This is a genomic window from Pseudoduganella sp. S-14 (genome assembly GCF_049913285.1).
Classification (GTDB): Bacteria; Pseudomonadota; Gammaproteobacteria; order Burkholderiales; family Burkholderiaceae_D; genus Rugamonas.
Window position 1 is genome coordinate 873803 of sequence record NZ_CP183991.1, and the last position, 11767, is coordinate 885569.

The following is an 11767-nucleotide window of genomic DNA, read 5'->3' on the forward strand; positions in this document are numbered from 1 at the left end:
CCAATAGCGGGCCGTGGGGCGTTCCAATACTGCCACTTTATTCAGCATTGCGGTTGACTGAGTTGTTAACCAGGTATATACTCGCGAGTTCTCAATTTAGTCTGCGCATCGTATACGCCTCGTTTCGAGTGACGTTCAGCGCACACTGGGAGATACCGTTTTAGCCCCCGGGCAAAGCTGCCCGGGTTGTCAATGCTGTAATTTTGTTGGATTTAAAACGATGCCAACCATCAACCAATTGATTCGCCAACCACGTACCAAGCTGGTCGTGAAGAGCAAATCGCCGGCACTTGAAAACTGCCCACAAAAGCGTGGCGTGTGCACCCGTGTGTACACCACCACTCCTAAGAAGCCTAACTCGGCACTGCGTAAAGTTGCAAAAGTGCGTCTGACCAACGGTTTCGAAGTGATTTCGTACATCGGCGGTGAAGGCCACAACCTGCAGGAACACAGCGTTGTCCTGCTGCGCGGCGGTCGTGTAAAAGACTTGCCAGGTGTGCGTTACCACATGGTCCGTGGCTCTCTGGATACCCAGGGCGTGAAAGACCGTAAGCAAGCTCGCTCCAAGTACGGTGCGAAGCGCGCTAAGGCCGCTAAGAAGTAATTTGCAATTTAACTGAGTTGAGGCGGTCGCGAGACCGAGTAAGTGGATGGCTATGATGGCCACCGCGAGTGCCGAATCAGAGGCGCTCAACTGAAGAAAAGGAAATGACATGCCACGTCGTCGTGAAGTACCCAAGCGCGAAATTCTGCCGGATCCAAAATTCGGTAGCACCGAAGTCGCTAAATTCGTTAACGTTCTGATGCTGTCCGGCAAGAAGTCGGTTGCAGAAAACATCATCTACGGTGCCTTTGACCATATCCAATCGAAGTCCGGCAAGGACCCGCTGGAAGTGTTCACCGCAGCGATCAACAACGCCAAGCCAATGGTTGAAGTGAAGTCCCGCCGTGTTGGCGGCGCGAACTACCAGGTTCCAGTCGAAGTGCGCCCAGTGCGCCGCCTGGCCCTGTCCATGCGTTGGCTGCGTGAAGCCGCGAACAAGCGCTCCGAAAAGTCCATGCCACAGCGCCTGGGCGGTGAGCTGCTGGAAGCCGCGGAAGGCCGTGGCGGTGCAATGAAGCGCCGTGACGAAGTCCACCGTATGGCTGAAGCGAACAAAGCGTTCTCGCACTTCCGCTTCTAATACGTTTGGCCGGCCTGACCTGGCCGGCCTAGTTCAAGCCGGGCGCATTTTTCTAGTAAAAATGTTGCTCGGTTTTGTCCATTCAAAGATTTAGGATCAATTATGGCCCGCAAGACCCCCATTGAGCGCTACCGTAATATCGGTATCTCCGCTCACATCGACGCCGGTAAGACCACCACTACCGAGCGCGTGCTGTTCTACACCGGCGTGAACCACAAGATTGGTGAAGTGCACGACGGCGCCGCCACCATGGACTGGATGGAGCAGGAGCAAGAGCGCGGCATTACCATTACCTCGGCAGCGACCACCTGCTTCTGGAATGGTATGGCCAACAATTTCAAGCCACACCACATCAACATCATCGACACCCCAGGGCACGTTGACTTCACCATCGAGGTGGAGCGTTCGATGCGCGTTCTGGACGGCGCTTGCATGGTTTACTGTGCAGTGGGCGGCGTGCAGCCACAGTCTGAAACCGTATGGCGCCAGGCTAACAAGTACAAGGTCCCTCGTCTGGCCTTCGTGAACAAGATGGACCGTACCGGCGCCAACTTCTTCAAGGTCTACGAGCAGATGCGTTCGCGCCTGAAGGCCAACCCAATCCTGATCCAGATCCCGATCGGCGCTGAAGACAACTTCAAGGGCGTGATCGACCTGGTCAAGATGAAGGCCATCATCTGGGACGACGCGTCCCAGGGCATGAAGTTCGACTACGTTGACATCCCTGCAGAACTGCAGGATTCCGCGACCGAGTGGCGCGAGAAGATGGTGGAAGCCGCTGCTGAAGCGTCGGAAGACCTGATGAACAAGTACCTGGAAGAAGGCGAGCTCTCCGAAGAAGAGATCAAGCAAGCCCTGCGCCAGCGTACCATCGCTTCGGAAATCGTTCCGATGATGTGCGGCACCGCCTTCAAGAACAAGGGCGTGCAGGCCATGCTGGACGCCGTGATCGAATACCTGCCATCGCCAGTGGACATCGCTGACGTTGCCGGTACCGACGAAGACGAACAGCCAGCTACCCGTAAGGCTTCGGACGAAGAGAAGTTCGCTGCCCTGGCATTCAAGATCATGACCGACCCGTTCGTGGGCCAGCTGGCCTTCTTCCGCGTCTACTCCGGCGTGGTGAACGCAGGCGACACCGTGTACAACTCGGTGAAGCAGCGTAAAGAGCGTCTGGGCCGTATCCTGCAGATGCACGCCAACCAGCGTGAAGAGATCAAGGAAGTGCGCGCCGGCGACATCGCCGCTGCCGTGGGCCTGAAGGACGTGACCACCGGCGAAACCCTGTGCGATCCATCCTCGATCATCACCCTGGAAAAGATGGTGTTCCCAGAGCCGGTGATCCAGCAGGCAGTCGAGCCTAAGACCAAGGCTGACCAGGAAAAGATGGGCCTGGCCCTGAACCGCCTGGCACAGGAAGATCCTTCGTTCCGCGTCAAGACCGACGAAGAATCCGGCCAGACCATCATCGGTGGTATGGGCGAGCTGCACCTGGAAATTATCGTTGACCGTATGAAGCGCGAATTCGGCGTGGAAGCAACCGTTGGCAAGCCACAGGTTGCATACCGCGAAACCGTGCGCAAGTCGGTGTCCGACGTGGAAGGCAAGTTCGTCAAGCAGTCCGGCGGCCGCGGCCAGTACGGTCACGCTGTTGTTACCCTGGAACCACAGGAACAAGGCAAGGGCTTCGAATTCGTCGACGCGATCAAGGGCGGTGTGATTCCTCGCGAATTCATCCCTGCGGTGGAAAAAGGCGTGCGCGAAACCCTGAACAACGGTGTCCTGGCAGGCTACCCAGTGGTGGACGTCAAAGTCACCCTGACCTTCGGTTCCTACCACGACGTTGACTCGAACGAAAATGCATTCCGCATGGCCGGTTCGATGGCGTTCAAGGAAGCGTGCCGTCGCGCTAGCCCGGTGATCCTGGAGCCAATGATGGCTGTTGAAGTCGAGACTCCGGAAGACTACGCCGGTACCGTGATGGGCGACCTGTCGTCCCGCCGCGGTATGGTGCAGGGCATGGACGAGATCCCAGGCGGCGGCGGCAAGATCATCAAGGCAGAGGTACCTCTGTCGGAGATGTTCGGCTACTCGACCATCCTGCGTTCCGCGACCCAGGGCCGCGCGACCTACACCATGGAGTTCAAGCACTACTCCGAGGCGCCTAAGCACGTGATCGACGCAATCGTCACCGCTAAAGCGAAGTAAAATAAATAATTACCCGGGCGGGGGAGACCCTCCCGTCCGGAATTGACCTTAAATCTAAAGTTCTGAGGAAGAATTAAAATGGCAAAAGAAAAGTTCGAGCGGACTAAACCGCACGTGAACGTTGGCACCATCGGTCACGTTGACCACGGCAAGACCACCCTGACCGCTGCTATCGCAACCGTCCTGTCGAAGAAATTCGGCGGCGAAGCCAAAGCTTACGACCAGATCGACGCTGCTCCAGAAGAAAAAGCACGCGGCATTACCATCAACACCGCCCACGTTGAGTACGAGACCGCCAACCGTCACTACGCTCACGTTGACTGCCCAGGCCACGCCGACTACATCAAGAACATGATTACCGGTGCTGCGCAGATGGACGGCGCGATCCTGGTTTGCTCCGCAGCTGACGGCCCAATGCCACAGACCCGCGAGCACATCCTGCTGGCACGCCAGGTTGGCGTTCCATACATCATCGTGTTCCTGAACAAGTGCGACCTGGTCGACGACGCAGAACTGCTGGAACTGGTCGAAATGGAAGTGCGCGAGCTGCTCTCCAAGTACGAATTCCCAGGCGACGACCTGCCAATCATCAAGGGTTCGGCACGTATGGCGCTGGAAGGCCAGCCTGGCGAAATGGGCGAAGAGTGCATCATCCGTCTGGCTGAAGCCCTGGACTCCTACATCCCAACCCCAGAGCGCGCAGTTGACGGCGCCTTCCTGATGCCTGTGGAAGACGTGTTCTCGATCTCCGGCCGCGGCACCGTGGTGACCGGTCGTGTTGAGCGCGGCGTGATCAAGGTCGGCGAAGAAATCGAAATCGTCGGCATCATCGACACCGTGAAGACCACCTGCACCGGCGTGGAAATGTTCCGCAAGCTGCTGGACCAGGGTCAAGCCGGCGACAACGTTGGCCTGCTGCTGCGCGGCACCAAGCGTGAAGACGTCCAGCGTGGCCAGGTTCTGGCCAAGCCAGGTTCGATCAAGCCGCACGATCACTTCACCGGCGAGATCTACGTTCTGTCGAAAGATGAAGGCGGCCGTCACACCCCGTTCTTCAACAACTACCGTCCGCAGTTCTACTTCCGTACCACCGACGTGACCGGCTCCATCGAGCTGCCAGCGGACAAGGAAATGGTTATGCCAGGCGACAACGTCTCCATCACCGTCAAGCTGATCTCCCCGATCGCTATGGAAGAAGGCCTGCGTTTCGCTATCCGTGAAGGCGGCCGTACCGTCGGCGCGGGCGTGGTAGCCAAGATCCTGGCCTAATTAGTCCTGGATGAATCAAGCGGGCCGGCATGTGCTATCATGTCGGCCCGTCGTAGTATTTACATACATTGCCGGAAACATATTGTTGCCGGTTCGTTCTTTTAAGGAATAAGCATGTCCGCTCCAAACCAAAAGATCCGTATCCGCCTGAAGGCTTTCGACTACAAGCTGATCGACCAGTCCGCACTGGAAATCGTTGACACCGCCAAGCGCACCGGCGCCGTGGTAAAAGGCCCAGTTCCTCTGCCAACCCGCATCCAGCGTTACGACGTGCTGCGTTCCCCGCACGTGAACAAGACTTCCCGCGACCAGTTCGAAATCCGTACCCACCAGCGCCTGATGGACATCGTGGACCCAACCGACAAGACTGTTGACGCCCTGATGAAGCTGGACCTGCCAGCTGGCGTGGACGTCGAAATCAAACTGCAGTAATACCGGTTTCGTCGCAAGACACCTTAAAAGCCCGCTCCTGAGCGGGCTTTTCTTTTTCCAGGAGATTGGCATGAAACGCTTCGCAGTCATCGCCGCCATCGCGGCACTGTCCCTGCTCACCGCCTGCGGCAAGAAGAACCCGGCCGACCAGGCGGCGCAAGATATCAAGGCCATGGGTGCCCAGCGCGACAAGGCGAAGGATGCACTCAAGGCGGCGCAAGAGGCACAACAAAAGCAGAGAGATGAAGCCGACAAGAACTGACGCGCTATACTGCCGCGCATGAGTGACAAGACCATCCTGATCGTCGAAGACGAACAAGCCATTGCAGACAGTATTGCCTTCGCCCTCGGCAAGGAGGGCTTTGCTCCGCACCATGTGATGCTGGGCGAGCAGGCGCTGGTAGCCGCGCGCGAGCAGGCGCCGGCGCTGGTGATCCTCGATGTCGGCCTGCCCGATATCAGCGGCCTCGATGTGTGCCGCCGCCTGCGTCAGTTCTCCGAAGTGCCGGTAATTTTCCTCACCGCGCGCAGCGATGAAATCGACCGCATCGTCGGCCTCGAGATCGGCGCCGACGATTACGTCACCAAGCCTTTTTCGCCGCGTGAACTCGTGGCGCGCGTGCGCGTCATCCTGCGCCGCGCCGGCAACGGCAACGGCGTCGCGCCCGCCGCGCCGGTCTCGCCCCCGTCGGCGCCGGCTGCCTCGCGCACGCCAGGCTTCGAACTGCGCGCTGCTGAAGCGCGCATCCTGTTCTGCGGCCAGCCGCTCGACCTGACCCGCTACGAATACCTGCTGCTGAAAACCCTGGTCGAACACCCGGGCCACGTGCTGTCGCGCGCCCAGTTGATGGACCGCGTCTGGTGCGACGCCCCGGAAACGCTGGACCGCACGGTGGACGCCCACGTCAAATCCCTGCGCGCCAAGTTGCGCGCCATCGATGAAAACGCCGACCCGATCCAGACCCATCGCGGCATGGGCTACAGCCTGCAGACCGGCGCATGAAAATCGGCCTGCGCATCCTGCTGGGCTACTTCCTGATTGTCGGCCTGGCAGCCTGGTTCCTGCTCAATGTCTTCGTGCAGGAAGTCAAACCCGGCGCCCGCTCCACGCTGGAAGCGGCGATGGTCGACACCGCACAACTGCTGGCGCAAGTGGTTGCCGACGACGTTAAGGGTGGCGCCACGGAACCGGCCCTGCTGGAAAAGATCGGCGCCGCCAGCCGCAACACCGACTACCGCATCACCATCACCGATGCACATGGCATTGTGCGCTTCGATTCCGCCGGCAAGGCGGTGGGCAAGGACTATTCGAAGTGGAATGACGTCTACCTCACGCTGCGCGGCAAGTACGGCGCCCGCATGTCGAGTGACTCGCCGCGTGAATACGGCGGCCTGGCAATGTACGTCGCGGCGCCGGTGCGCGACGGCGCCAACATCATTGGCGCGCTGACGGTGTCCAAGCCCATCTCCAGTGTGCAAGGGCTCATTGAGCGCAGCCAGCGCAAGATCCTCAAGTGGGGCGTGGTGCTGCTTGGCCTGTCGCTGCTGATCGGCGTTGCGATCACCTGGCGCATGGCCAGCACCGTCAACAAGCTGATGGTGTTTGTGGAAGAGGTGCAGGCCGGCCGCAAAGCCGTCATGCCCAAACTGGGCAGCAGCGAGATCAGCACCCTGGGCCACGCGCTGGAGGCGATGCGCGCCAAGCTGGAAGGCAAGGACTACGTCGAGACCCTGATGCACACGCTCACGCACGAGCTGAAAAGCCCGATCGCCGCCATCCAGGCGACGGCCGAACTGCTGGAAGAAGACATGCCGCCCGAGCAGCGCCGCCAGTTCCTGTCGACCATCCAGGCCCAGAATGCCCGCCAGCGCGACCTGATCGACAAGCTGCTGGCACTGGTGCGGGTGGAGAAGCAACAGCGCATCGATGACGCGGCCCCGATCAACGTGGCCGGCCTGCTGCAGGACGTAGCCGGGGACTTTCAGGCCCGCCTCGCTGCGCACTCGCTGCAGATCGAGGTGGACGCGCTGTCGCAATTGCAGTTGCTGGGTGACCGTCTGCTGCTGCGCCAGGCGCTAGGCAACCTGCTTGACAATGCCATCAGCTTCGCGCCCCGCGGCAGCCGCATTGGCTTGTCTGCGCGAGACAATGGCGACGTTCTCGAGATCGTGGTCGCCGATAACGGCCCCGGCGTCCCGGACTACGCAGTCGAACGCGTATTCGAGCGCTTCTACTCGCTGCCACGCCCGGATGCCCCGAAGAGTACTGGCCTCGGACTGCCTTTTGTGCGAGAAGTGGTAACGCTGCATGGCGGTACAGCCCAGGTTGTCAATGCGTCCGGTGGCGGTTGCCGTGCCATAGCGCGCCTGCCCAAAAAATCGTAGAATGCCCAGTCAATCTTTTGCCGATCATTCAATCGGACATTATTTTCAACAGACTTGTTTTTGAGGGATGCTGGGTGAGGCGGTCGGGAATTGGTTTATTGGTAGGTTCGATACTGTTGGCGGGGTGTGCCTCGGTTTACCAGCAGCCGGGCGCGGGCGAAAAATCGGCTCAGATGGCGGTACATATCCCACCAGAGGCAGGAAACTGGCTAAGCAAAAATAAGTCGCGCATGGTAGAAGTTTCAGGCTTCGCCGATGCGCAATGTACGCCCGGTGCCGGCAATGGCCGGGTGGTTATTTTGGGTAACATGTTGGGTATTCGTAAGAATGCAATGGTTGCTGCTGGCCGCCGCCTATACCTGCAGATCTCCCGGCTTGAAACCACTCATAAGACTTTGAACGGTGCGCAGAATGCTTTGAATGCCGTGCTGAAGGTCCCGGGAAAGACAATACTTGAGATTGAGGTAACTACCGAGCGATGTGTCCGTGTCATGAGCTTTGAGCCAGAGCCGGGTAAATCATACGAAATGCTAGTAGACGGCGAACCGGGCGATTGCGTGGTATCGCTGGCAGACGCTAGTACCCATCAGGCGCCGCCGGACCTTCAAGAGCACGAGGTCGGAGGAGCTTGTGAGATAGCCCCCTGAATCACCGGACACAGTCTATGCATTATCCTTACGACTAGGAATAGGACTAGGCATATGACTAAAAGCAGGCAAACAATCGAGGTGGTGACGTCAGCGACGAGAAGCGTCGCCGGTGGTCCGCCGCAGAAAAAGCAGCACTGGTGCGAGAAACGTACGAGCCAGGAATGAGCGTTTCTCTGGTAGCGCGCAAACACGGAATCAGCGCGAGCCAGCTATTCAACTGGCGAAAGCTGGAACGCGAAGGTGCCCTGGTCGCAATCCATGCTGGCGAATCGGTCGTGCCGGCGAGTGAACTTGCAGCCGCTCGCGCCCAAATCGCGTAGCTGCAGCGCATGTTGGGCAAGAAGACCATGGAAGCAGAAATCCTGAAAGAAGCCGTGGAATTCGCCCGCGAAAAAAAGTGGATTGCGCGCGCCCTTGTTGCCGAAGGTCGACCAGTGAAACCGGTCTGCCAGGCCTTGGGCGTGGCGCGCTCTCACGTGATTAAGTTGATGACGCGGTCGCCGGATTGGGTTGATGGCCGGAGTGTGCTGCAGATCGATGTGCTTGCCGACTTGGCGTTGGTGGACGCGGTTCGAGCAGAGATTGGCCAGTTGCCGACGTACGGTTATCGACGTGCTGGGGCACTGGTCAATCGTCGGCGAATGGCGGCAGGTCTGGCGTTGTTTAACCACAAGCGCTTTTACCGGGTCATGAAGGCTTATCGGCTGCTGCTTCCGAAAGCACCGAAGCGGATCGTTAGCGCCCGCGTGCATAACGGCACCGTGGCGGTCCAGGAATCGAATCGCCGATGGTGTTCCGACGGCTTCGAGATCGGATGCGACAACGGTGACGTGGTCACAGGCGTATTCCTGAAAGACTGCTGCGACCGCGAGATCATTTCGTGGCGTGCGTGGTCCAGCCGAGGCCTGCCCGGTGAACCTGTGCGTGATATGCTGGTTGAGGGCGTCGAGGCGCGCTTTGGCGAGGCAAGAGTACGCAGTGGCGTCGAGCTGGAATTCTTGAGCGATAATGGCGGCGCTTTTCGGGCGAAGGATACGCATACCTTGGTCAAGGAGCTGGGCATCAAACCCGTCCACACCCCGGCGTGCAGTCCGCAATCCAATGGCATGGCCGAGAGCTTCGTGAACACGTTTAAACGCGATTACGTCAGCCAGATGGATCGCACCAGCGCAGACATCGTGCTGCGACAGATGCCGGCTGCGTTCAAGCATTTCAATGAGGTTCATCCGCATTCGTCCTTGGGCTACAAGTCACCAAGCATGTTTCGGAAAGAGCTACTGCGCCGAGCTCAGATCGGCGCTAACTAAGCGATAGACTGTGTCCGGAAGTGACGGGGCAAGATCACTTGCATACAAATCCGTTGAGCGCTCTTCACACGAAACGCATCACCAGCGCATAAACGCTCCCTACACTGGCGCAACCTTAACAACAGAATGCGCCAAATCATGCAAAAAAGACTCCTGGTCAAAGCCCTCATCGTCGGAGTGCTGATGCTGCTGCTCGGCGTGCCGCTGGCCATGATCCAATCCACCATTGCTGAACGCATCGCCTACCGCGATGAAGCGGCGCGCAGCATTGCCGCCGATTCGGTGGGCGAGCAGCATATTTACGGGCCGGTGCTGGTCATGCCGTACAGCGAGGTCTACACCGTCGAAGAAAAGGACAAGGACGGCAAGCCGGAAATCAAGCGCTACCGTAAGCGATCGCAGCACCTGGTTTTCCCCAATGAGCTGGAGGTGGTATCCAACCTTGGCACCGAGCGCCGCCACCGCGGTATCCACCAGGTGCTGATGTTCAATGGAGCGCACAAGATCAACGGCGACTTCATCGTGCCGGCGGCAGCTGAGCTGCCGCATACCGAGTCCGGCTCGCAGATCACAGCGGAGCGCCCTTACATTGCGCTCGCTGTAGCCGACGTGCGCGGCGTACGTGATATTCCGCGCCTGGTGTGGGGCACGCGCAGCGTTGAATTCGAACAGGGCTCCGGCCTACGCTCCACGCGGCAGGGCTTGCATGCCAATCTCTCGATGGACGATGCCACGCCGGGTCCGGTCAAGTTCAGCTATGGCCTGAACCTGGCGGGAATGAACAGCCAGGCCTTTGTTCCGCTGGCGCGCAATAACCGCTTCGTCATGTCGTCGAGCTGGCCGCACCCGCAATTCAGCGGTCGATTCCTGCCTGAGCAATACAACCTCGACGGCAAGGGCTTCCAGGCCATGTGGCGGATTTCCTCGCTGGCTAGCGAAGCCCAGTCTCAGCTGCGACTGCGCGAACAATCGGCCGGGCAGGGTGACAATGCTTTGCCGGCACTCGACACCATTCAAGCTGCGTTCATTGAACCGGTCAATGTGTACTCGATGGCCGACCGTGCCACCAAGTACGGCTTGATGTTTGTTGCGCTGACCTTCGCCGCCTTCTTCCTGTTCGAAGTGATGAAGCGGCTGCCGATTCACCCGGTGCAGTACTTGCTGGTGGGACTGGCACTGGCGCTATTCTTCCTGCTGCTGGTCAGCCTGTCCGAGCATTACAACTTTGTCGCTTCCTACCTTGCCGCCAGCGCGGCCTGCATCGTGCTGATTACTTATTACCTGATTCACGTACTGCATGACTGGAAACGCGGCCTCGGCTTTGGCGGCGCTCTGTGTGCTCTGTACGGCATCCTGTTCGGCCTGCTCATTTCGGAAAACAATGCCCTGATGCTGGGCGCGATCCTGCTGTTCGCCGTGCTGGCCGCCATCATGGTTGCCACTCGCAAGGTCGATTGGTACAGCTTGGGAAGCCCGGCGCCACTGCCGGCGGAGCAAGCGTGATGCTGCCGGGCGGCCTGTTGACGCCAGCCCTCGCCGAGGGGGCGCAAATGGTAGTGCTGTCCGGCTATACGGCCAGTCAGCCGTCCGGTCCGGTGCGGGTGGTGCTGGACCAGCGCGGCACGCGCGTGGTACTGGTGCTGGCCAGCTATGAGACGGTGGCGTGGCAGCTGGATGTCCGTCCCGGCACGGAGTTGGTGGCCATAGTGGTCAGTGCCTACCGCGAGGTTGCGGTAACCGGGCATGGCAGCGCGCCGGCCTACAGCTTGGCCCTGCCGTGCGCACCGGCGCGGGACAGCGCTGCCTACCGGGACCTGATGCAGATTCTTCAAGCGAGGCTGGGGCGTGGCCAGGCCGATACGTTTCGCGGCTATATCCGCTGGCCGGAACAGGTGGCAATCGCGTCCTGCGGATCAGCGCTATTGGTGGCGGCGCAGCCACAGCCAGGCATACAGCGTGAGGTTCACGCCCAGCACGACGCTCGCCAGTATGTATTGCACGGCAGGCGTCAGGCCGGCAGGGTACATCAAGGGCAGCAGGTAATGCTCGATGAATCCCTCCGAATAGCCCTGTTGGCCTGCGCGCATGCGTAAGTCGTTTTCCAGATAGGTGAGCGGGCAGATTGCACCCATCAGTTCAATGCCAACAGCCCACAGGACAACCGGCAGCTGAAGTCGCCAAATGCGCGGCCAGCGCAGCGCCGCACAAGGCAAACACGATGAAGGCCAGGTGCAACAATAAGACTGCATCGGCAGCAAGACGAAATAGCATCGCTGCATTGTACGCTGCCATTCTGGACGAGCCCGTGTCACCTTTGGGGTGTGACCCCATG

11 protein-coding genes and 1 pseudogene are annotated in these 11767 nt (G+C 59.5%); 11 read left to right on the plus strand and 1 reads right to left on the minus strand.

What is annotated here, in order from left to right:
* Positions 1–220 precede the first annotated feature (220 nt).
* From rpsL to creD, 11 genes and pseudogenes are all read left to right on the plus strand, one after another.
* Positions 221–604 (plus strand): 30S ribosomal protein S12, encoded by a 384-nt coding sequence (gene rpsL, locus ACN9MZ_RS03935; RefSeq protein ID WP_028102972.1) that lies wholly within the window; start codon positions 221–223, stop codon positions 602–604.
* A gap of 109 nt (positions 605–713) precedes the next feature.
* Entirely contained in the window at positions 714–1184 is a 471-nt protein-coding gene (rpsG, locus tag ACN9MZ_RS03940) for a 30S ribosomal protein S7 (protein ID WP_028102973.1), read from the plus strand.
* Between the two features lie 102 nt (positions 1185–1286).
* Positions 1287–3392 carry an elongation factor G gene (gene fusA / locus ACN9MZ_RS03945; RefSeq protein WP_426167749.1) on the plus strand — a complete coding sequence of 702 codons (2106 nt, stop codon included), beginning with the start codon at positions 1287–1289 and terminating at the stop codon, positions 3390–3392.
* 78 nt (positions 3393–3470) lie between these two features.
* Positions 3471–4661, plus strand: coding sequence for an elongation factor Tu (gene tuf, locus ACN9MZ_RS03950; RefSeq protein ID WP_426340996.1), 1191 nt, complete (start codon positions 3471–3473; stop codon positions 4659–4661).
* A 114-nt stretch (positions 4662–4775) separates the two neighbouring features.
* Entirely contained in the window at positions 4776–5093 is a 318-nt protein-coding gene (gene rpsJ, locus ACN9MZ_RS03955) for a 30S ribosomal protein S10 (protein ID WP_028101676.1), read from the plus strand.
* Between the two features lie 70 nt (positions 5094–5163).
* Positions 5164–5355, plus strand: a complete 192-nt coding sequence (locus ACN9MZ_RS03960) for a hypothetical protein (RefSeq protein WP_426340997.1) — start codon at positions 5164–5166, stop codon at positions 5353–5355.
* A gap of 18 nt (positions 5356–5373) precedes the next feature.
* On the plus strand, positions 5374–6096 hold the full coding sequence (gene creB / locus ACN9MZ_RS03965; protein ID WP_426340998.1) for a two-component system response regulator CreB: 723 nt from the start codon (positions 5374–5376) through the stop codon (positions 6094–6096).
* Complete coding sequence (creC, locus tag ACN9MZ_RS03970) at positions 6093–7478, plus strand: two-component system sensor histidine kinase CreC (protein ID WP_426340999.1); 1386 nt, start codon at positions 6093–6095, stop codon at positions 7476–7478. The genes creB and creC overlap by 4 nt, the downstream gene beginning before the upstream one ends.
* 17 nt (positions 7479–7495) lie before the next feature.
* On the plus strand, positions 7496–8125 hold the full coding sequence (locus tag ACN9MZ_RS03975) for a hypothetical protein (RefSeq protein WP_426341000.1): 630 nt from the start codon (positions 7496–7498) through the stop codon (positions 8123–8125).
* A gap of 54 nt (positions 8126–8179) precedes the next feature.
* Positions 8180–9435: pseudogene (locus ACN9MZ_RS03980) on the plus strand (IS3 family transposase).
* A gap of 138 nt (positions 9436–9573) precedes the next feature.
* The gene (gene creD / locus ACN9MZ_RS03985) at positions 9574–10938 is read left to right on the plus strand and encodes a cell envelope integrity protein CreD (protein ID WP_426341001.1); all 1365 of its coding nucleotides are present in this window, start codon (positions 9574–9576) and stop codon (positions 10936–10938) included.
* Between the two features lie 416 nt (positions 10939–11354).
* Here the strand turns inward: creD and ACN9MZ_RS03990 are convergent, their stop codons facing one another.
* Positions 11355–11714, minus strand: coding sequence for a DUF2784 domain-containing protein (locus ACN9MZ_RS03990; protein ID WP_426341002.1), 360 nt, complete (start codon positions 11712–11714; stop codon positions 11355–11357).
* Positions 11715–11767 lie beyond the last annotated feature (53 nt).